This window comes from Paenibacillus sp. UMB7766-LJ446, from assembly GCF_030226665.1.
Lineage (GTDB): Bacteria > Bacillota > Bacilli > Paenibacillales > Paenibacillaceae > Paenibacillus > Paenibacillus vandeheii.
Window position 1 is genome coordinate 568295 of record NZ_JASOYM010000003.1, and the last position, 22045, is coordinate 590339.

General features: G+C 46.5%; 16 protein-coding genes. 3 read left to right on the forward strand and 13 right to left on the reverse strand.

Features of this window, described 5'->3' with window-relative positions:
* Positions 1 to 114: 114 nt before the first annotated feature.
* Together QP794_RS10605 and QP794_RS10610 are read right to left on the reverse strand one after the other, a co-directional pair.
* Positions 115 to 879 (reverse strand): SDR family oxidoreductase, encoded by a 765-nt coding sequence (locus QP794_RS10605; protein WP_285076283.1) that lies wholly within the window; start codon positions 877 to 879, stop codon positions 115 to 117.
* A gap of 215 nt (positions 880 to 1094) precedes the next feature.
* Positions 1095 to 3686 carry an S-layer homology domain-containing protein gene (locus QP794_RS10610; RefSeq protein WP_285076498.1) on the reverse strand — a complete coding sequence of 864 codons (2592 nt, stop codon included), beginning with the start codon at positions 3684 to 3686 and terminating at the stop codon, positions 1095 to 1097.
* A 240-nt stretch (positions 3687 to 3926) separates the two neighbouring features.
* On the opposite strand from QP794_RS10610, the gene QP794_RS10615 reads away from it, so the two are divergent.
* Both QP794_RS10615 and QP794_RS10620 read left to right on the forward strand, forming a co-directional pair.
* Positions 3927 to 6266: an AraC family transcriptional regulator gene (locus QP794_RS10615; protein WP_285076285.1), complete on the forward strand. Its 2340-nt coding sequence runs from the start codon at positions 3927 to 3929 to the stop codon at positions 6264 to 6266.
* A 19-nt stretch (positions 6267 to 6285) separates the two neighbouring features.
* Positions 6286 to 7902: a type 2 periplasmic-binding domain-containing protein gene (locus tag QP794_RS10620; RefSeq protein WP_285076287.1), complete on the forward strand. Its 1617-nt coding sequence runs from the start codon at positions 6286 to 6288 to the stop codon at positions 7900 to 7902.
* A 124-nt stretch (positions 7903 to 8026) separates the two neighbouring features.
* Here QP794_RS10620 and QP794_RS10625 read toward each other — a convergent pair whose 3' ends face one another.
* The 7 genes from QP794_RS10625 to QP794_RS10655 all read right to left on the reverse strand — a co-directional run bounded on the left by QP794_RS10625 (position 8027) and on the right by QP794_RS10655 (position 15467).
* Positions 8027 to 10126, reverse strand: coding sequence for a TerD family protein (locus tag QP794_RS10625; RefSeq protein WP_285076289.1), 2100 nt, complete (start codon positions 10124 to 10126; stop codon positions 8027 to 8029).
* 407 nt (positions 10127 to 10533) lie between these two features.
* On the reverse strand, positions 10534 to 12039 hold the full coding sequence (locus QP794_RS10630) for a malate:quinone oxidoreductase (RefSeq protein WP_024629610.1): 1506 nt from the start codon (positions 12037 to 12039) through the stop codon (positions 10534 to 10536).
* 314 nt (positions 12040 to 12353) lie between these two features.
* On the reverse strand, positions 12354 to 12758 hold the full coding sequence (locus QP794_RS10635; RefSeq protein WP_285076292.1) for an Imm7 family immunity protein: 405 nt from the start codon (positions 12756 to 12758) through the stop codon (positions 12354 to 12356).
* Between the two features lie 129 nt (positions 12759 to 12887).
* Entirely contained in the window at positions 12888 to 13292 is a 405-nt protein-coding gene (locus QP794_RS10640; RefSeq protein WP_285076294.1) for a hypothetical protein, read from the reverse strand.
* A gap of 4 nt (positions 13293 to 13296) precedes the next feature.
* A complete protein-coding gene (locus QP794_RS10645; RefSeq protein WP_285076296.1) occupies positions 13297 to 14091 on the reverse strand; it encodes a hypothetical protein in 795 nt (264 codons plus the stop codon).
* On the reverse strand, positions 14088 to 14483 hold the full coding sequence (locus QP794_RS10650) for a WXG100 family type VII secretion target (protein WP_285076298.1): 396 nt from the start codon (positions 14481 to 14483) through the stop codon (positions 14088 to 14090). The genes QP794_RS10645 and QP794_RS10650 overlap by 4 nt, the downstream gene beginning before the upstream one ends.
* A gap of 180 nt (positions 14484 to 14663) precedes the next feature.
* Complete coding sequence (locus QP794_RS10655; RefSeq protein WP_285076299.1) at positions 14664 to 15467, reverse strand: DNA-binding protein; 804 nt, start codon at positions 15465 to 15467, stop codon at positions 14664 to 14666.
* 210 nt (positions 15468 to 15677) lie between these two features.
* On the opposite strand from QP794_RS10655, the gene QP794_RS10660 reads away from it, so the two are divergent.
* Positions 15678 to 16016 (forward strand): helix-turn-helix domain-containing protein, encoded by a 339-nt coding sequence (locus QP794_RS10660; protein WP_285076301.1) that lies wholly within the window; start codon positions 15678 to 15680, stop codon positions 16014 to 16016.
* Between the two features lie 95 nt (positions 16017 to 16111).
* Here QP794_RS10660 and QP794_RS10665 read toward each other — a convergent pair whose 3' ends face one another.
* The 4 genes from QP794_RS10665 to araA form a co-directional block, all read right to left on the reverse strand.
* Positions 16112 to 17344, reverse strand: coding sequence for a Fic family protein (locus QP794_RS10665; RefSeq protein ID WP_285076303.1), 1233 nt, complete (start codon positions 17342 to 17344; stop codon positions 16112 to 16114).
* A gap of 79 nt (positions 17345 to 17423) precedes the next feature.
* Positions 17424 to 19118, reverse strand: coding sequence for a histidine kinase N-terminal 7TM domain-containing diguanylate cyclase (locus QP794_RS10670; RefSeq protein ID WP_285076305.1), 1695 nt, complete (start codon positions 19116 to 19118; stop codon positions 17424 to 17426).
* 340 nt (positions 19119 to 19458) lie between these two features.
* Entirely contained in the window at positions 19459 to 20229 is a 771-nt protein-coding gene (locus tag QP794_RS10675; protein ID WP_285076500.1) for an AAC(3) family N-acetyltransferase, read from the reverse strand.
* A 193-nt stretch (positions 20230 to 20422) separates the two neighbouring features.
* On the reverse strand, positions 20423 to 21847 hold the full coding sequence (gene araA / locus QP794_RS10680; protein ID WP_285076307.1) for an L-arabinose isomerase: 1425 nt from the start codon (positions 21845 to 21847) through the stop codon (positions 20423 to 20425).
* Positions 21848 to 22045: the final 198 nt, after the last annotated feature.

Below are 22045 nucleotides of genomic sequence, written 5' to 3' on the forward strand. Positions count from 1 at the left end.
CACACAGCTGAAAAAGAAATAAGAGCGCTACCGGAAAGGTAAGCGCCCCTAATATTCAATCCAACTACGTTCATCTTGCCAAAGCTCATTTAAGAAGGCTCATCCGCCATGCGGTTATAGATGCGATCCGCCGCTTGCATCAAGCAATTGTCCCGTTACCCAACGGCTATCCGGTGAAGCCAGAAATGCAGCAATATCTGCAATATCCTCCGGCTCACCCCATCGGCCAAAGGCGGAAAGGCCAGCCGCATATTTTTGCCCCTCTGTATCCTGCAACGTCCCAGCATTCATCTCGGTATTAATAATTCCCGGCTGGATGGCGTTGACCGTAATATTACGGCTCCCTAGTTGCTTCGCGAGAAGCAGCGTAAATGTATCAATCGCTCCTTTGGACATGCTGTACGTAAATACTCCTGGAGAAGCTACCCTGGTTACAAAGGACGAAATATTAATAATTCGCCCCCCGTCATTGATTCGGGACAAAGCCTGCTGCGTCACAAAAAGTGGTGCTTTTACATTAAGATTCATGATCTCTTCGTAAGATGCTTCTGTCGTCTCTTCAATCCCAACAATCTGCCCGATCCCCGCATTATTCACCAGAATATCGAATCCACTGGCCTCCGTCTGATTCTGAATAACCTCATCCAGCTCAGCAAATAAGTGATGAACGCCGTCCATCGTTCTCAGGTCAGCACCCACAGCGCAGGCATTGCCTCCATGTTGCTCAATCTGGCGAACGACTGCTTCCGCCTCATCCTGTCTGTTTCCATAGTGAACCACAACATATGCGCCCTCCTGAGCCAACCGCAGCGCGATGCTTCTGCCGATTCCCCGGCTTGCCCCCGTGACTAAAGCGATTTTACCCTTTAATACGTCCATGTGCTCATCTCCTCTATTCTAATGACAAGAATAGTTATATCACGGTGCCTTTTTTGAGATGTTGCTCTTTAATTCTTCGTCTGGCCCTGAGAACAATATCAAAAAGGGCGAGCCGGTCCGTATTACCGGAACCAGCTCGCCCTTTGAAGTTATATGGTTGCGCTATTCATTGGGGCTGAGCTTTCGGCTCCAGCGAATAGCGCATATATATGCTTTTACAAGCCTTCGATCAGCTCTTTGATTGAGCTGTCGCTCTCCAGTGCGCGAATGATCAACGTCACGGCTTCAGCTCTTGTCGCTTTGCCGTTCGGCGAGAAAACGGAGGATGATAATCCTTGAACAAGGTTGGCAGATGAAGCTTGCGCAATCACATCTGCAGCCCAATTGCTGCTATCCACATCGTTGAAGCTGGTTGGTGTGCTGGTCGCCAGTGCATTCAGATTGAGCATGCGAGCAATGATTGCCACCATTTCGGCACGGGAAATTGTTGCATTTGGCTTGAAGCTGCCGTCCGGATACCCACCGATTACTCCCTTATCAGCCAGAGCATCGATGTAACCCGCAGCCCAGTTCGAGCTAGTATCCTTGAAGCTGGCCGAAGCCGCGCTTTCGCCGAGACCGAATGCCCGAGAGATCATAGCGGTAAATTCCGCTCTGGTAACGGATGCATTAGGCTGGAACTTGCCATTGGCATAACCGTTAATCATGCGCAGCTTCATGGCAGCACTGATGTTTCTGTCGGCCCAGTGACCTGTGATATCACTGAAGGTTTTAGTTTCATTTTTCGTTGCAGCAATGGCTTCGTTAAGTGTCTTCAGAACCGTTTCCTGGCTAACTACACCGGATTTGAACGGATTGACTTGTGTTGCAGGAGGTACCGTTGGTTCCGTTGTAGGAGGCGTTGTAACCGTTCCTGAATCTGTATCAGGATCTGTTGTTGGGTTAGTTGGTGTTGTAGTTGAACCACCACCTGTGCTTGGTGTCGTAGTTGAACCGCCACCTGTACCAGGTGTCGTTGTACCTGGATTTGTTGTATCGGTAATAGACAATGCAATCTGGTTGCTTAGATACACAACTTGAGTGCTATATTTGCTTGGCAGACCCTCTACCTGAACGGAGGCAAATTTTCCACTTTGCTGATTAGCGCCATAGTTTACAAGCGTCACAACACCTGGACCCGGCACATAGCTGTTGGCAAAGTTCACGTGCAGCGTTCCGGAGGTGTTTACCGTACCTTTAACATCGAGTACGTCATTTGCGGAAGCAACGTTCAGCTCTAGCATACCGTCAGCGGCCTGCGTGAAGTTGCCTTCGATGTTCCATTTTCCAGTTACGCTCTCCGTAACCGTACCACCGCTGTTGACCACATCGCCACTCCCGAATGCAGTAGCGGTATCACCTTCCAATGTACCTGCATTAACCTGGGTACCGCCGGAGTAAGTGTTCGCTCCCCGCAGCTTCAAGGTACCGCTGCCTTCTTTCGTCAGCTTGCCCGTACCGGAGATGTTGTTCCGCCAAACGTCCATGGCGTTGAAACCACCCTTGCTGGCATCCATCGTTACCGTTACATCGCTATTGAATGCACCGTATCCGTCTGCTGCCGCAAACAGATTAAGACGTCCCCAGCCTTCCGGATCATCAAGCAAAGGGTAGCCCGATTCTATTGCCGTTGTTGCCAACACAGCACGACGCTGTTGATCTGTCAGATAAGGCTGTCTGGTCTCAGTCAGCACTTCTGCTCCCTTAGGTACCGCTACCGGTTCCGTTGTGGAACTGATCTGCTCAAACCCGTAGGTCAGACGCTGGGTATAATCAGCCTTGTTTTTCTCATAGTCGGTAAAACGATCTTCTGCTGAACCAGTCTCCTTCAACAATACGTTATGCGCCTGATCATACGCCGCTTGCTTCAGGTCTGCATTTTCCGGATCATTCAGAGCACCTGCTGCCAGGGCCGTTGCGAGTACACGTCCACCCATGACATCTAGCGGAGAGTGCATTCCGGCTACAATCCGGTTGTTACCCATCTCCGATGCACGGGTTACCAACTCCTGGAACCGTTCAGGTGTAGCATAAGCTAATGCAAGTGCAGCAAGGTAGGACGCATTGGTGTGTCCGCTCGGGAAGCCGCCGTCAGAGGCTGCATCTTTCTCATCTTTGATTGCCGGTCTCAGCGTTGGCACGACAACCTCATTCGTATTCAGCCAGCGGAAAGGACGCATATAATTGAAGAAATTTTTTGATGGATTCGAAGATGCGGCGTTACCCCGCAAGGCTCCAACCAGATCTACCATTTTGCCCAGCTCGGAATTCGAATCTCCGGCTTTGTTCGTGTTATTGCCATCATCGTACTTCGTTGTCGTAGCGTCTTCCGGAATGCTTGTAATCGTCGTATAAGTGCCTGATTTTTCACGATACACATCAGCCAGCGAACCCAGTCCCTCGGTCGCACCGTAGGTTTGATTCGTACGGTCTGTATAGTAGGCAGCATCCTCTTCCGCTTGGGTACGTGTTGCTGCGATATCGGCTACATATTGAATGTTGTAGTCCAGTACCTTCTCGTTAAGCTTCGTACCATTGTTCCAAGAATCACCCGGTGTCCATAGGTCCAGAAACTTGGACAGTGTACCGATGGCCGAGTTGGTTTCTATTGTTGTGTTGGAGGAACTGTTGCTCTTATACGTATCTACAAAGTACCCCCAGGTCGGCTCGGCCGGCAACGGGATTGTGGTATCATCCGACGCTGCAAGCGCAATGCTTGATGCGAATGAATTGGAGATAAGTGCTACACCCACAGCAGCGGCTAACATTCTCTTTTTGTTTTTGTTGGCTTTCGTTTTCAATTCTTTTCGACTCCCATCGTTTTGTAGTTGGTCTCGAATCGGTCTCAATGTAGCATCAGGCCCCTTCAACCAGCAATAAAACAATTTCGCCATTGTATCAATTTAGGATCAATATCGCCTTTTTTCGACATTTAACATTCCCTTAATAAAAATCATGAACTGATGGTCAATCGTGTAGTGTATAATCGTCGCCGGGAGGAATGCATCATGAAAAAATGGAGCTCCGCATGGGCCGGGCTGGCGGCATCTTATGTATCCATCGTGCTCGTCATTGTCCTGCTCGTATGCTCTTTCTTCTATATCTATTTTTCGCGCAGTTACAATGAAGAATTGCAGATCAAGAATCAGCTGATTCTGGAAAATACAGTCCGTACAATTGAAAATACCGTGCTGAAAAGAGTACAGCAGATCTATCTGGATCTATCGCTCGACAAATCTGCAGACATTCGCCTGTTCGCTGAGCCATCCTATCGGAATGGTCTGGACCACGTCATCGATCTTCAGGAATTGCTCAAGTCCAGGGTAGCCGGCAATAGTGATCTTATTCAGGCGATACACCTCTATTATCCAGGGCAGAACATTATGTTATCGTCTCTATACGGTCTGAAGTATAATGCCGATCAAGGGGAAAGTGCGACACATTATGCCGATTGGCTTAACGGCATGCGAAGCAATAAACAAAACAGCCTGTGGACGCCTACACGACAGGTGCCCCAGGATATTTTCTCCAGCCTTGCAAGCGGCAGCGGTAATGCGCTGTTCACGTATGCACACAGCTATCCCTTTCAGTCCACAGGCGAGACTGGAGATGTCATTGTTGCAATTGACGTAAATGAAAGTGCCATAAGCAGCATCATAGAGAATATGATGCCCTCCCAATACAAGAGTACGTTTGTTGTGAACGCAGCAGGCAGCGCCATCAGCGATGCCAAAATAGACATTCACGAAACGCAGGGAGACTTCCAGTCCAGCATTACGAAGGCACTAAAGTCCGGAAGCACTGTGGGAAGCTTTGACGATACGATTGGTGATACGTCCTATGTTGTGTCTTATCAGGCACTTCCATCTACCGGCTGGACCATCTACAGCGCAATGCCGGCCAGCTTCTACTATGAGCAATCGATTATGGTCCAGAAGCTAATTCTCGGCATCTGCCTCTTCGCCATCCTAATCGGACTTGTGCTATCTGCGCTGCTGACCAAGGCCAACTATAGCCCGATTAAACGCCTCGTCAGCCGAATTAAGGATTTATCCGACCCTGAGCCGAAGCATATTACGAATGAATATCGGCTGATCGACCGAGCCTTCATGCAATTAAGTGATAAAGTGAATAATCTCGAAGAGACGCTTCTGGCGAACAGCCCGGCTATTAAGCACAATGCTGTGCTGAATTTATTACGAGGTGGATATACCCGGGAGCAATGGATGGAGGAGTTGGCTTCTCTGGGCATTTCACAGGAATACAAAGAGTACTGCTGCCTGCTTCTAAATACAGGAGAAGCCTCCGCAAGCCTCAGCTCTGAAAGCCTGTCAGCCATGGTATCCCGAATGATACACGGGCTGGAAACCTTGCCTCTGCCTGACAGCCAGCTCATCGCAGAAGAATTACCGGACAAAAAACTGGTGGTTATCCTGTGCAGCCATATCGCATCTGACCCGCTGCTGGACCAATTCTCCAATTTGCTGCTATCCAAAGCGAGGGAGCAATTCCAGCAGGATATCCAGCTATCGCTGGGCTCCTGGGTGCGGGAACTGGCAGACGTGCATCTAAGCTACAACGAAGCGCAGACACGAATGAAATATGCTTACTTCTTACCGGAACTAGCCATACTGAAAGACCATGCCCTGCTCCTGCGGGAGCATAACCTGGATGAGATACCACAGGCCATGCTCGCAAAGTTCAGGGACAAGCTGCACGCGAGGCAGCCGGAAGAGAGCGCCGCAGCGATCGATCAGATCGTTACCACGATGCGGGAGGGAGCGTACCCCGCTGACTATTGCCATTTTATGCTGGCGAATACGGTATTCATTTACTCGGATGTAGTGAAAAACGTTCGTTATAAGCATCCTCTTCAATTGGGCCATCCTGATCTGTACCATGAATACATCAGTATCCGCAATATCCAGGCGTACCGCGACTGGCTGGTGGAGTCTGTTACCGTGTTCATCAGAGAGACGGAGAAGCGGAACAGCGAACGAGCAGTCTCCACAATTGAACTCGCGAAGCAATATATCGAGGATCATCTTCCGGAAGACTTATCGCTGGATAAGGTAGCTGCACAGGTGTTCATCAGCCCCAAATATATGAGTAAGCTCTTCAAGGAAGAGCTCGGCGTCACCTATACCGATTATGTCACCTCCCGACGCATGGAACGGGCCAAAGAACTGATTGAGAACAACAACATGACCATTGAACGGATCGCAAGCTCCGTCGGTTACGGAACCACTGCCTATTTCATTAAACGGTTTAAGGAAATGTACGGTTGTACGCCAGGCCATTACTTGCGCAATATCGCTTCTGCCGGGCTGACGGAAGCCGGATCTTAAGGTGAGGAAGGAATACAGGATGAAAAAAAAGGGATGGCTACGCGTTACTTCACTTCTCGCCATGCTGATTCCAGTCATCGTGGCCAGCACTCTGAGCGGTTGTGATCTTCAATCCGTTCAGCAGACCTCAACGGAAACACAACAGACCGAGTCGGGCTCCAGTACTCCACGTTACCGAATTTCATGGACCCTGCATCAGAATCTTTCGGTACCCGAAAATGCTGAAATGCTAAAGTACGTGGAGGATAAGTTCAACGTCGATCTGGATGTGTGGAACCTAGAGAACAACCAATATGAAGCACTGCTCGACATGAAGCTGGCCCAAGGCGAAATTCCCGATCTGTTCCGCATCCGTCAGCCGCAGGACCTGCTGAAATACCAGCAGCAAGGACTGCTGGCCGAGCTTCCACTGGATACGCTTAACACGTATGCTCCAAACCTGATGCGAGCCATTCGAGAGAATGCACCCGCTTATCAAAACTCCGGGATAATCGACGGCATATCCTATGGCATCCCTGTCATTAATCCAACCAATATCTATCGGAGCCCAGTCGTTTTTCGGCAGGATTGGCTGGCGAAACTGGGCCTGTCGGTACCGCAAACGTTAGCCGATTTCGAAAAAGTAATCTATGCCTTTACCAACGATGACCCCGACGGTAATGGTATTAAGGATACCTACGGTTTGTCCAGCGAAGGGATGAACGTTGTGTTTGGCGCCTTCGGTCAGATTGTCTTCGCAGATCAGCTCTATTTCAGTGATAAGAACGGGAAGAAGGTCATCGGCGCGCTGCAGCCGGAAATGAAGGAAGCTCTTCACTATTTGCGTAAATGGTATCAGGACGGCGTGATTGATCCTGAGTTCATCACCGGAGAGAATAAGGGTGGCTACAAGCACTTGTCTCACGCCTTTATTAACGGCAGGATTGGCATGACTTCCATGGGCAATTACTACCACTGGATTCAGGAGGCTGATTATCTGGAGTGGAGCTACGATGAATATGGACATGCCGTGGAGACTCCAGTTCAATCCAACTTTAACGTAAAGGAACTGGTAGCCAAGAACCCTAATGCTCGTGTTGTATTGAGCAGGCCTTTCACCGGACCATATGGTCAACGCGGCTCCAGAGCCTACGATATGTTAATGAGCTTCACCGCCATCGGTGCCGATGCCGTCAAGGAGCCGGGCAAGCTGGAAACCATACTGCAGATCCTGGATTACGTTAGCGCGAACCCTGACCCGGATGAAGCAGCCACAATGACCTTCGGCATACAGGGTAAGCATTGGACGAGAGCCAAAACTCATTCGCAGGACATCATCATCCTGCCTCCGTATGACACCATGTTTAGCTATCAGAATCTAATTGGCGCTAATCTAGGTATGACCATCCCGCTAAAACAGACCGCACAGCGCGAACAATGGGCCTCGACTCTTGGGCTGGACAAGGACGGTATCTACAACGAGCTTGAGGTGGCGACACCCTCTCTGATCAAGAGCGGCCCGGAATTGATTAAGCTGAAGAACAAGGCTTACATCGCCTTTATCACTGGCGAGAGACCGTTGAGCGAATTTGATGATTTCGTGGAGGAATTTATGGCCTCAGGCGGAGCAGAAGTGTTGAAAGAAGCGAATCAGTGAAGAACACATGTGTGATTCATTCTCTAGACAGTTTAATTCCGGCAATTGCCACTCATAAAACCAAACAAGAGCAGCTCTCCGCTGCTCTTTTCTGTCTACGCATCCGTATTCACATGTAATCGACTCAAGCCAAATATTCCGCCATAATCTGCTCGATATCGAATGGGGTAATCCCTTGCTCCACCGAATAAATCGTATCCGCCTGTTCTATCGTGTCCACCAGTTCACCTCGGGCCTTGGCATGAAGCGTGAACAAGTCGTACAGGTCCGGTTTACGCAACGTGGTCAGAGCTTTGCCCATCAGGACCATCCCTTTTTGATTGCCCTCGACATTATTATGATAATCCGGGTTTCTGGTGAGCGCCAGATCGGTCCAGATTACCGTACGCTCCACCAGATCCATAATGACGGGAATCGCAATCTGCGTATCCGCAGTAATATCGATTTTGTTAGCCACTGTAGACGGCTCGAAAATCTCCCCGGAATTCGGCTTCTTCCGCATCATCCAGCCCACAAAACATTCCGGCAAATCGCAATACGGATGACTCGTAAAGGAAAGCAGACTCGCCACCACATAACGTCCGCCATAAGCAACGATCGACGGAATATGCAGGTCAATGAACTCACTTGCCCCATGAGGCGCTGTCACGATATCCCCGCTGTGAACGGCCTGGTACTTGGATGAACGCAGATTCGTATAGGAGATATGCTCCACATAGTTCCAGTTCTCATCGTACATCACCGCAGACAGATCGATATCCACGCGCCCCGTTGCTAGACCATTAACGGTCCCTTCCTTCCACCAGTTGAAGAAACGAATCGTATCTCCTTCCGCCATCGGCACCCGGCTTCCCCGTACAATCGTATGAAGAGCCTTGCTCGCCGATCTTTGGGAAAAGGGAACCAGGTAATCATGGAGCTGCGGATCGACATACGTTTTCCCAAGCGAAGGAAGGACGGTAAAACGCTGCACCAGCGCCAGTTCACACATCTGCACAACGTCGAGACAGGTGCCCTCGTCTATCTTCGGAAGCTGATTCGGAACAGCAAAAGCTTTCGCTACATTGCCTTTCGGGAAAAATACACGCAGATCCTGCGGCTCATTACGCTGGGCAAAATGCTGTTTCACCTGCAGCAATACCGGGGTTGATACGTGCTCCAGAATTTCACTGAACGCCAGCAATACATATTCCTTATCCGTGGTAGAGCGCAACAGGTGATCCAGTCTTCTCGCAAACTCACCCGGGCGCTGCTTCAACAGCTCAATCAGACTCCACACATTCTGGTATTGAAAGGCCAGCTCCACACTCCCGTTAAAGGTCGTAAACGGCTTGTTATTACGCAAAATATCAAAAGCTTCATCACATTGCGGGTACCGCAGCTTATATTCCGAAGGATGCAGAATTTCACCCAGACGAATCCAGCGATCCTTGTAACGGAGCATGTCTTCCGTAATTGAACCGCATTGCTCCAGGAGACCAAGCAGCAGGCGTCGCTCACGCCGCTTGAATTTACGGAAAGGCGAAGCCACAGCCAGGCTGACATCGCCATCCGACCAGGCCACGGCTAGACGGAGGACGTCGGTTGCCGTTCTGAAATACGGGCCGATTCGGTCGATATGGGCCTTTTCGTGCTTGAATAAGGAAGCTACCACGAACCCCACATTTTCCTTGAACGGAATCTCCGCTGGCAACAGCGCATCCACTTCATCCGGTTCAGCATGCTCCAGCACCGTATCGATATCTGCTTTGTCTGTCTCCGAGATGGAGCCCTTCGCTTCGATCAGTTGGCGGATGAGCGTCTGAAAGTCTGCCTTGTTGCCGAGGCCAATGACTTTCAGGTTTACTTTGTCCAGCAAAGGCACTCTTTCCACGGGTTTGCGATTCGGATATACCAGGGTCACATAATGAATGATGGCGTTCAGGTAGAGCTCCACCTCATCTTCCTCCATCACCTGCGTTGGAAATCCAGGATACATCGGTTTGTAGTCCACATGCGAGCCGACCATAATTCTCAGATCAGCCACAACCTGGGCAACCAATGCTTCAAACTGTTCCTTGGATAACCTTCGCACGGCTTGAATCAACTCATCCGAGAATGTGTAGCCAAGCGTTTCTATATTTTTAAGGGCGGTCGCCAAATAAACCTTCGGCAGCTGTTTTCCCCCTTGTTCCTGCTCGATCATGAGTTTGTTCGCTCTGCGCAAATAGATGGTATTGTTCATGATAAAAGAGTCCAGGAAAGCCATATCCCTACAATTGGTGGTCGCTGTAGAAGGAAGGAATATGATAGCCTGGACGCCTCCTCTCTGAATTGAGATCTTCAGGAAAGCGGCAACCCTAAGTTCGCCAATGAAGTTAGAAGGAAGGATCGCCATAGCCTGAAGGGCAAAGGTCCGAAGTTCGTGACCCGAACCTTTGATGAACCCATCATCTCAGATTCCACGATCTCCCAACAGGGCGAAAGTATTACGACTGGTTAAATTAAAGGGAAGGCTCTGACTTGCGTGGAGTAGTTCTGAAGAGAAGAGCAGCATACAACTGAAGGTCATTTTAAAAAAAGAGCTAAGCGCGGTTTTTAGCCGGCTTAGCTCTTTTTTACACGCATGGTAATCAAGTTGCATACAGCTCGTTACATCCGAACGACTGATTTCTCAGCCGTCAGCCCGAGCACCCGAGCGGTTGAAGCATGGACTTGGTTTAGAAGATCGAGGTTCTCCACAAGCGATTTACCATAGGAAGGAACCATTTCCTTGATCTTTGGCTCCCACGCATCCATATGCTGCGGGAAACACTTCTGGAGGATCTCCAGCATGACATGAACAGCAGTCGATGCACCCGGTGAAGCACCAAGCAATGCTGCAATCGAGCCATCCGCCGCAGTCACTACCTCCGTGCCGAATTGAAGCGTTCCTTTGCCGCCTTGGGCCGTATCCTTAATCACCTGCACACGCTGGCCCGCCAGCACCATATCCCAATCCTCGCTCTTGGCGTCAGGAACAAAGTCACGCAATTCGGCCATACGTTGTTCCTTCGATAACATGAGCTGTTGGATCAGGTATTTTGTTAATGAAATTTCTTTGACGCCTGCCGCAAGCATCGTGAGTAAGTTATGCAGCTTCACGGACGTAATCAGGTCGGCATTGGAGCCCGTCTTTAAGAATTTTGGCGAGAATCCTGCAAACGGTCCAAATAATAGTGATTTTTGATTCTCAATAAATCGGGTATCCAAATGCGGAACAGACATCGGTGGAGCACCCACCGAAGCTTTTCCATACACTTTGGCATGGTGCTGCTCCACGACTTTCGGGTTTTTGCAAACCATGAAGATGCCGCTCACCGGGAAGCCGCCAATATGTTTGCCTTCTGGAATGCCGGATTTTTGCAGCAAGTGCAAGCTTCCGCCACCCGCACCGATAAAGACGAATTGCGCGGTGTGCCGTTCAACGGTTCCGCTCTTCAGATTTTTCACGGCTAATTCCCAAGATCCATTGCTTGTGCGTTTCATATTCTTCACGCTATGTTGGTAGTGGATATCCACGTTTTGTTTCTTCAAGTGTTCCATTAGCATACGCGTTAAAGCACCAAAGTTAACATCCGTACCGGAGTCAATTTTGGTGGCTGCAATCGGTTCATTGCCCGTGCGGTTTTTCATCATCAGCGGAATCCATTCCGCCAGTTTTTTCTTATTATCCGAGAATTCCATGCCCACGAATAACGGATGTTTTGCTAACGCTTCAAAGCGTCTTTTTAGAAACAGGACATTCTGCTCTCCATGTACATAACTCAGATGAGGAAGCGGCATAATGAAGTCCCGCGGATTACGAATCAGATTGCTTTTGACGAGATAGGACCAAAATTGCCTTGAGATTTGAAAATGCTCATTCACCGTAATGGCTTTGCTAATATCTACGGATCCGTCTGGTCGTTCAACGGTATAGTTAAGTTCGCACAATGCAGAATGCCCGGTTCCGGCATTATTCCATTCGTTGGAGCTTTCCTCCCCCGCACTGGCGAGCTTCTCAAAAACCTTAATATTCCAGTCTGGTGCCAATTGTTTAAGCAAAGTTCCCAAAGTTGCACTCATAATTCCGGCACCAATCAAGATAACATCTGTACTCGTTTGTCCCTGGCTCATGTCTACCGTCCTTATATCCTATATTTGCCAAAAGGATGTAAGCGTTATCGATTTGGCATTGCAGCAAGCCCCATTCTTGAACAGGCCCGCCCCTTCTCTGAATGAATAACCTTGATCTAGTGTATCAATAATATGGGTCAATTTAAATATGCAATTTCAAGATATTTGCTATTCCATCAGTATACGCTAGTTTATGTCAGATAGATAACCCGGTTATAGGGCTGAAAGATTAATTTGTTCAATAAAAAGAGACATTTCTGGTTGCTAAGCCTGAATTGTCTCTGAAAGTTGGTTTTTGGGTCTTAAATTTATATCTATCCTTCGTAGTCATCCTCTATTTTGGGTATAAATGGCGAAAGAAAAGTGTCATGATGCTCCGCGATCTCGCTCCGAATTAATGAATAGACCTTAAATTGATTGGAAAATTCCAAATCATCGCTATCTCTTACATAAAGAACCCTATAAGAACCAGGAGCTATTTCCCCTACCTTTTTCAATACTTCGGCTGGATCATACTTTGACACAGGCTTGTGATTATTGAGACCCGCTATCCAAAGTTGAAAATCACCATTTACTGCTCTTAAGTCCAAAACGCCTGAAGGCCACTCTAACTCTTGCACATATTCTTTAAGCTGTTGAATAACCAATTCATATTGATCCTCATCTTCTTCAAACGAGGCACTTTCTCTAATTGTTGCCCATCCATGATACTCGTACATATTCTGTCCATCCTTTCATAATTAATGGGCAACACAAATAGTCTGAGCCCCTCATTTAAGAAGTTCAGACTACCCAGATAAGTAAAACTAATTTCATTGTTCATAGAGAAAATTCGCTTTATAAACCATTCAATCGTAAATTATATAGACGTTACTTTCATTCGATTTGGCTGCTTCTAAAAACGTTGATATCTGTTGTGCAACTTCTGGCAGAGCAGGAACGATATTCTCTGAATTCTCTATTTGCTCACTAGTTAATTTACTCATATCAAAGGATTTAAATAAATGAATAGCTGCATCAAGGTTCTGTATTTCCCATGGACTTTCTTCATACCAACCTTCATGAGCATAATACTCATGTAAGATACCTTCATTAGAAGGCTCGTACTGACACATAAGATCTAATAATGTCTCAAAATATCCATTCCACATTTTCAGAATATTCTTTTCGGTTGGGTTCTCAAAAAGAATTAATATCTCGGGTTGCCCTTCAAATCCAACATAAAAGGAATCATTAACTAGTTCTTCTTTCATCGTATTACTCCTTCCAATGTCCTTGATCTAAAATCCTGACTTGTTCCGGCGTAGCAGTACCTGCTTTTCGTGCAGCTATTGCATCATACCACTTATATCCCTCAACCCACTCGCTTTCTCCAATCTTGTAAAAAGACTGTGGCCTGTTGCCCCCATTACCCGGAATTGTTCTTTGAATTACCCACGTGTTCCCTTGGTCAATAGGGGCACCAGATGTTCTAGTGTGCCATCTAACTTCATACTTATATGTCTCGTCACTCCATTTATAGGTTATCTGTTCATAGCCATCATTCATTGATTTAGCTTTCATATTCGCACTTTCAGGAATCTCAATTGGAGCAGTTTGAGCATATCGTTTCGATATAGCTAATTGTTCATCTACATTCATATCAGAGAATTTCTTATTAGCTTCTATCTTTCCATTAGAACTTCCGGCAAGGCTTTTACTTGATTTAGCCTTTGCAGCCTCAATATGCTTCTTAATCTTCGCCACAGCTGGATTGGAAGCGGGCAACCGATGAGGCCCTTTAACGCCCGGCATACTCCCACGAACCATCTGAATCGCCATGAAAATCTGACTAAACTTCAGAGTAGCAATCATGGTCTGAGCATATTTATCTGAAACAGGCTCTCCTGTTGTAGGATGAATGCCCATCTCAAACGCCTTGATCTGTAACCCAAAAATATCCTCCCCATGCGGTTCAATATTCACAGCTTGCATTCGATTTACATCCAGATCCCCGTGATCCTTCTCATAAGCCTGAAGGGCAGCCTGATCCGTAACACCTTTCTCGTTCACAGGCATCCATCTTCCAAACATAGAGCCATCCGATAGCCCTTATCACCCGCGCTTGTATCATCTGCTGAATTGGTCATGATAACTGCGGCACCGACAGCTCCAATTACACCACCCAGACTTACCAACTGAGCATCTGCATCCTGGAAGCGCGTGGCGATGTCCTTCAACTCCTTGGATGTGTTCACCATACTCTCCAGCGCTTTATCAAGTATAGGGCGTGATTGCTCAAACTCATAGTAAAACCGCTCCTGCGTCGCACCCATCCACATCATCTGAATGAACATGAGCTGTCTCGTCAGATCACCACGTATATGCTCCAACTGTTGTCTTGCCTGATCCACCTGATTCGATACGTGATGCAGTTGCTCAGGGGTTACTTTGATTGTACTCATATGTTTCTCCGCTCATTTAAAATAGGATTAACCAATGTTAGCAGAAGTTTGTATGACAGACCATCCGGCTAACATCCTGATTTGACCATATTTAAAAACATAAGCTGTATTCATCATCGGTGCTATGGTCCTATATGCATTTACCCATTTCAAAGCACTTATCACCAGCAGATAACGCCATTACCCTATCTCCTCCAAAAACACCCGATACCGCCCAATCTGCTCCTCCGTCGCATTTTCACGCAACGATTCCAATAGTGCCGCGCATTTTTTGAAATACTGATTCATCTCAAGCTCATCCGCTAACCTGAGCGCCTGCAAAATGAACTCCACCGCTTTCTTTTGCCTCCCCATCCCTTGTTCGTATAAAGCCCGGTGAAAACAGTAATGGTACATATCATCATTGTTTGAAGAATCTATTTCTCTGCCACTTCCCTGGACCTGACTCGCGAACATATGTAAAACTCGATCAATCTGCCATCGATACCGGACCGCCGCCCCCACAATCGTTCTCAGACCGGCTATACATTCATCTGGGTGCTCTAGCAGAAAATTCACATACTCCTCCAGTAGCTCTGCATGCCCCGCTTCAATCTCCAGCGCATACCGATTCACCTGTGCTCGATGCCTAAACTCCTGAACTACCTGCATTCCCGTCTCATCCAGCTCTTCCATCCATGCTAGTTCTGCATACTGGTCGATACACGCCCGCGCCTGATCTACCTGTCCCATCTTTTCGTAAGCCATACCCCGCATCTGGAGACTGAACCCGTAATAATAGATCAACGGACGCTCGGTACGGATATAGGGTAAAGGTAATCCTTTGGTTCGATGCTCCTGACGCTCTTCAAGGATGCACTGAACACACTGGTACAAAACGTCCGCTGTCTCCATCACCTTGTTCCAATTCTCAAAAGCAACAGCCATCTCCAACATTTCAACAATGATGTCTGGTTTGAGTGATTTTAGGATAGATTTTCGCAAAGATAATCCTCCTTAATTTGGGATAGGATAAAGAATTGAATTCCATAGTAGTAAACTATCATATTATTGTTTTCCTTTTAGAAACTCCAAAGAAGTAGTACAATAAATAAAATATAGTACTTTATCGCAGCTTTTTCAACACATTTTACCGCCTTTATATCTCTGCTAATTACATCGATACTCTCCTAACCTTTAGGAGAGGTGGTTAATATGACAACATTACGGAATTCAGTTGGAGAACGGATTAGAGAAATTCGAAAGGCGAAGGGTTGGACACAACAACAACTTGCAGAGCACTCGGGACTCGATGATGCATATATAGGTTCTGTGGAGCGTGGGGAAAGAAATTTTTCTATTGATACCTTGGAAAAAATTGTTACAGCTCTAAAAGTCTCAACTTCTGATGTATTCATTGCTATAGATGAGGATGAAGAAATCTCACTACGACGTAATGCAATTGATGAATACTCTGTAGTCATTAGCGAGCTTAAGAAGAGCCAAATTGAAATTATGAAAAAAATCATAAACGAGTTGAAGAATGCTTTTTGAAGCTAAGCTTTAGCTTATGGCTGTTCTTTTTCCAAGTAGATAAATGACCTAAATTAATAAGCCCTTTCCAGGCTTTCAGGAAAGAGCTTAAAAATTCATCTAGATAAAATCGTTTCAATACAACCATCACAAACTTGATACGATTTTGGTTTTTTACTTACTAATTTAACATATCCCTCTTGAACTAAATAATCCATGACTTTGTTAATCATATGTCTGGACATATTAGACAATTCCATTAAATTTTGCACAGACAAGATCATTTTATCCGCTACAAATACATTAATGCTAACGATTAAATATAATATGTTTCGTTCATCTTTATATTCTTCCCATCGATCGCTATTCATATATTCCTTAATTCTCTCCAGTTTCATTAGGTTTATTTCGAGATCTTCAATAATCCCACTCTGTCCACTGGAGAGTAATTCAAGCATATGGATTAAGAAAAACGTCATATCTCCTTGATTCAAAGGAAAAGCTATTTCCTCTAATGCCTTATAATATTTGGGTTTATCCCTATTTACGGCATAAGAAAATGTTATAGCTGTATACTTATCCAAATAATGGGATATATAACTTCCCACTATTAAGCGCCCTGTCCGTCCATTACCATCATAAAATGGATGAATGTACTCATAATAATAATGAGCAACCATGTACCGATATAGTGGAGGATGTGATTCATCTTTTAGATAATTAACGAGTGCTCCCAAGGCTTCAACAATATTTTTCTCAGAACTTACACCAATATGTGTTGTAACAAAGCCATCATTTATTTCGACATGACCTTTACGGAACAAATCACCATCAGGAATGTCCTCGAGTTTAATTTCATCTGCCACTAGATCGTCATATAATGTCCTAAAATCGTGAACATGTTCAAAAGGCTTGATTTGATCCATATAGCGATATGTTTTCATGAGTCCCTGAAATCTCTTGTTTTTAGGCTCCGACTTTCCCACTTCATTTAAAGCCTCTTGTAATTCCTTCTTTGTGCTACGTATTCCTTCAATTTCGTTGTTACTCTGAGCTTCATTAATAATGAGCTTATCAAAATAAGGTTTTACAACAAAATCAGGCAGCTTACTAATAAGCAGAGAAATTTGGGAGCTATTTAATAAGACCTGATTATTCAGAGTCATTAGTTGATGAGTATTTACATAAAACAGCTCGAAAGATTCTGGTAGCTGCTGTCCTTTTCTAAACCCTCTGATCATTAATCCTGTTAGGTAACTACCGTAGCTTTCTTTTCTTTTGTTTAATTCAATCTGATACGACTCATGATCCAATTTATAATATAGCTTAGATAACTTCTCATACTTCATAAAATCACCTTTCTATTTTTAAAAATTGGACGTTTTTTAAATTATATAACCATTATATCCACAATTCAATTAAATATTCTCACAGAACAACCCGCTCAAACTCCGCAAACTCAATCCGATTACGCCCATTCTGCTTCGCCTGATACAACGCCTTGTCTACCGCAGCGAACAACTGAATTAAGTACCCCTCCGGATTGTCCGGTACATGCTCACATTCAAAATCCTCAATAGACAAAATCCCTATGCTAATCGTAATGGACACCTCTTCGATCTCGTGATCCACCATAATGAGGTTCGACTCCACCGCTAATCTCACACGTTCCGCTATTTGTTGAGCTAACTGTCGTTCGGTATGCGGAAGGTAGATCATGAACTCCTCCCCGCCATAACGGGTCAGGATATCGGTACTCCGAATGGATTCTTTGACGGCCTGAGCCGTGCGTTGCAGCACTTCATCCCCGATGACATGTCCGTAGCGATCATTGATCGCTTTGAAGTAATCAATATCCAGGAGTATGAGTGAAAACGGCGTTTTATATTGAATATTGGTGATGACCTCGTGATTCAGGTGTTGAGTCAGATAACGGCGGTTGTAGCAGTTCGTCAGACTGTCCGTTAGAGCGAGTTCCTCCAGCTTGCGATTGGCCTCGGACAACTCCAGACGAATACGATCCAGGGCGTGATTACGCTCCTGAAGCGTCTCATTCTGCCGATTCATTTCTTTGACATAGAAGCGCTCTTGAGAGACATCCTGGAACGTAAGGATATGACCAATAGGTTTACGAGAAGAATCCACAATCGGAGACGATTGGAGAATATAATGACGCATAATGTCGCGCTGCGTGATAATTTCAATTTGAGACAGGATATTGTCCTTTTGCTTATACTGATCCAGAAACGTCTGACTGCTGCCCTCTACACGAACAGAATTCAGAAATGCTGCCATATCAAAAGAATCCCCCACATGCAGATCCATGAAGGATCGCGAGGCTTTGTTCAATTCAATAATCATCTCATTCTCATCCAATACAAGGATGCCGTAAGGAATGGTATTGATCACATCCTCATGGGCGATGGAAACGAGATCGAACACATTGTATCTTTTAATCACATAAACGAAGAAAAGGTCAGACAGGAAAATCCCCAGCGAAGTCAGTCCGGGAATAATGAATGGTAAATACGCTCTTAGAACTACATTGAGCAGAGCGTCGATGGTTGCAAAAACAGCCAGCACGAATATGCCCCATAGCGTAACTTTCACCTGGTTTTTAATCATGGTGGACGTTCGCGAAGAATAAAGTGCCCGGAACAAAATAAAGAGGGAAGTCACAAAGTAGCTCACGAGAATAAACATGACAACCCAGAACCAGGGTCCATATGCCCGCTCAACATAACCGCCTGCCAGCGGAGTTACAAACCAGCTCCACGGGTTCAGGACCACGCCTACAGCGCCAATAACCGCGGGAATAAATAGCAGGAAGGATCTTATTTTGCCTAATCGCTCCGCCTCACCAGTAATAAAGATGGTAAGCAGCAGCCAACCTCCCCCGAGCAAGGAAACCGCGACAAAAGATAACGTTACATAGAACAACTGCAAGCCGGGATCATCCGTCAACGTACTCGCAAACTGACAGAATGGCCACAGCATCATCAACCCATGAAACAAAAAGTAAACCTTATGTAAGTTCGTAATTCTAACTGTAGCAAAAACATATACGTATACAACAAACAATAGGACGAATAGAAAGAGATCATACCATACTAATGGGCTCACGAATCTTCTCCTTTTTGCATGCGACAACGAGGATAGTATTGAACTGGGGTATTTCATAACGCTGCTTACGCTAATGTGAATCTTCGATAAACCTATAAAAGATATCCTATACTACTGCTATTGGTTAAATTAACCACATCTTATCATACCGCTACTGGACTGAGTAGCCCATACAATGGCAATCCAGCCAACCTCTGATTGAATTTTGCGCTATTTTTGCGTTTTCGTGAAAGAATTTGAACGTTTGCATGCAAACCGGGAGGGAAGAAGACCTTGTTAGCTGTCGTAGGAGGTACGGAAATGCGTATATAGAGCCCTCCGTCACCGGACGGCCCACTCCTCATTCGTACATCGCTTCCAAAGGTAAATTGTCCGAGAACAAATCCGGATTATCTTCCAGCATATCCGTGATTACTTCTGTCAACATCGCCGCATCGCATACTCTGACGACTGCATCACCAAGCTGCCCCTTACGCATTGCTCCTTTACGCTCAAGAACGTCATCCACTTTCCAAAAGTGCTCCGACCACGACAATCCGCAATGTCTACGTGAAGGTACCGAAATCTCGGTTCCATCGGGTAAAACTGTGTTTAACATCTCAGGCTCATCGGTTAACCTGCCTGGGATGTCCACCCATTCTTCGATACCATGGATAAACGTGTTCCTCTTCAGATCAACGCCGACCAAAAGGATGGTGGCCTTCCGATCAAGCAGCTTACCCCAGGCGGAGCCTCTCGCGCACGGTGTATCAAAAAGATGATCGTCCTTCGTAAATGCTTCGGCATCCCGTCCCAGAGCAGCTACCGAATGTGTAGGGTGCCAAGAACGTACTACGTCAGGACGTTTGCGAAACAGCTCAGGCAGAATACCGACGCAGCAGGGTGAAGATTCCACGTGGAACATCGGATTGTCCGCATTGATGGTGGACCATGTGTGCGTTGGCAGCACCAGCAGTCCTTCCTTCATATACTCGGTCAATGCATCCAACACTGTATCCGCGCCGCCTTCGACTTCGCCCATGCTTTTCATGGAAGAGTGAACAAGCAGCGTTCCTTGGTCATCGATACCGAGCTGGCGCAGTTGGTGGAGTAGACTTTCTTGGGTATGCATCATTATGGATAACCTCCTTTGGGCTATTATAGCAAAATAGAACGTAGACGACGGTACTAACATTATCCTTTGTCTTGGCGTGAGCACAAGATCCGTTTCTGACCAAATACCATGCGTCTCTGAGCAAGATAAAGGGCCGGGGAACCCCCCGGCCCTAAGGAAAGAATTTGTATGAGTTCATGAATAACAAAACTTATTTAATCACAACGTACTCCAGGTTCACCAATTTAGCATAAGTAACAATCTGGTCTGTTGTCAGGTTCAAGGAAACTACGGTATGGTGACCGCCGCCATTCTCGATCCAAGCTCTGACCCCATCCTGGAAGTTGGGCTTCACATTCCACAGTACACGGGCTACCGGCAGATTAGGCGCTGGAACCGTCGGTTCGAATGCGGATACTTCGTTGATTAACAATTTGTAATGCGTTCCGAAGTCTGCCATGGATACCACGACACCTTCTCCTGCTTTGCCATCGAATACGAGACGTGCAGGATCTTCGCGATCGCCGATACCCAGTGGGGACACGATGATTTTAGGTTTGTTGCTGGCGAGTGTCGGGTCTACTTCAAGCATATGGGATTGAAGGATCGCCTCTTGACCAGCCGCCATTTCGTACGTGTAATCCTCCATGAAGCCCGTGTTTTCGTTATGGGCCATAACTTTAAGCAGGCGGTCGAGTGCAGCCGTTTTCCAATCTCCTTCACCTGCGAAACCATACCCTTGGGCCATCAGGCGTTGTACAGCCAGACCCGGAAGCTGCTTCATACCATGCAGATCTTCGAAGTTAGTGGTGAAGGCACTGTACCCACCTTCGTCCAGGAAACGTTTAATCGCAATTTCATAACTTGCTTGTACACGTACGCTAGCTTCCCAAGCTTCTTTGTTGTTCGTGCCATAATCGAATTCATACAGTTCCGCATACTGAGCGATCAGATCATCGATTTCTTGCTCTGTTACGGCATTCACGTATTGTACGAGGTCGCCGATACCGAAATAATCAACTGTCCATCCGAATTGAATCTGCGCTTCCACTTTATCCCCTTCGGTCACGCCTACATTACGCATGTTGTCGCCGAAACGGGCAACCTTGATGTTGAAGCTTTCGTTGTAGGCAACCGCTACGTCCATCCAATCCGCAACCTGCTGCTGCACTTCAGGACGCTCCCAGTAGCCAACAACGATTTTGTTTTGTTTTCTCAGGCGTGCATTGATGAAACCATATTCTCGGTCACCGTGAGCCGCTTGGTTCAAGTTCATGAAGTCCATGTCGATGGTCGCCCAAGGAATGCTTTCATTAAATTGTGTCGCGAGATGAAGCAACGGTTTTTGCAGCAATTTCGTACCCCGAATCCACATTTTTGCAGGTGAGAACGTATGCATCCAGGTGATCACACCCGCCACTTCGTCGCGATAGTTCACTTCTTTCATGATGCTAGTGATTTTATCTGCGCTTACCGCCAAATCCTGCAATACGAGCGGGTATGGCAGCACGCCACTTGCATTGAGAGCATCCGTGATTTTCTGTGCGTTGGCTTTAACCTCGCCCAGTGCTTCTTCCCCGTACAGATGCTGTGAACCCACGACGAACCAAAACTGTTTAGCTGCTGTTGTTGACATGTAATCATCCTCTTTTCTTTTAATGTATTTCTAACTCATTTACACTAGCCACTCCGATTGCAGTACCATCTTCCGATCGCTGGTTATCCCCGGATTTTTTGAACCCTTTTTTAAAGGGAAAATCCTGTGATAAACGCGAGCGCTCCGCTTCTCCAGATTGGTTCTGCACTCTCCGTTACCGTGTAAAAATCAGGCACT

Excerpts from the sequence above, each read along its gene's own strand:
- QP794_RS10650 (WP_285076298.1), bottom strand. The coding sequence starts at position 14,483 with ATGAGTACAATCAAAGTAACCCCTGAGCAACTGCATCACGTATCGAAT.
- QP794_RS10605 (WP_285076283.1), bottom strand. The coding sequence starts at position 879 with ATGGACGTATTAAAGGGTAAAATCGCTTTAGTCACGGGGGCAAGCCGG.
- QP794_RS10630 (WP_024629610.1), bottom strand. The coding sequence starts at position 12,039 with ATGAGCCAGGGACAAACGAGTACAGATGTTATCTTGATTGGTGCCGGA.
- QP794_RS10620 (WP_285076287.1), top strand. The coding sequence starts at position 6,286 with ATGAAAAAAAAGGGATGGCTACGCGTTACTTCACTTCTCGCCATGCTG.
- QP794_RS10660 (WP_285076301.1), top strand. The coding sequence starts at position 15,678 with ATGACAACATTACGGAATTCAGTTGGAGAACGGATTAGAGAAATTCGA.
- QP794_RS10625 (WP_285076289.1), bottom strand. The coding sequence starts at position 10,126 with ATGAACAATACCATCTATTTGCGCAGAGCGAACAAACTCATGATCGAG.
- QP794_RS10610 (WP_285076498.1), bottom strand. The coding sequence starts at position 3,686 with ATGTTAGCCGCTGCTGTGGGTGTAGCACTTATCTCCAATTCATTCGCA.
- QP794_RS10665 (WP_285076303.1), bottom strand. The coding sequence starts at position 17,344 with ATGAAGTATGAGAAGTTATCTAAGCTATATTATAAATTGGATCATGAG.
- QP794_RS10635 (WP_285076292.1), bottom strand. The coding sequence starts at position 12,758 with ATGTACGAGTATCATGGATGGGCAACAATTAGAGAAAGTGCCTCGTTT.
- araA (WP_285076307.1), bottom strand. The coding sequence starts at position 21,847 with ATGTCAACAACAGCAGCTAAACAGTTTTGGTTCGTCGTGGGTTCACAG.
- QP794_RS10675 (WP_285076500.1), bottom strand. The coding sequence starts at position 20,229 with ATGCATACCCAAGAAAGTCTACTCCACCAACTGCGCCAGCTCGGTATC.
- QP794_RS10640 (WP_285076294.1), bottom strand. The coding sequence starts at position 13,292 with ATGAAAGAAGAACTAGTTAATGATTCCTTTTATGTTGGATTTGAAGGG.
- QP794_RS10615 (WP_285076285.1), top strand. The coding sequence starts at position 3,927 with ATGAAAAAATGGAGCTCCGCATGGGCCGGGCTGGCGGCATCTTATGTA.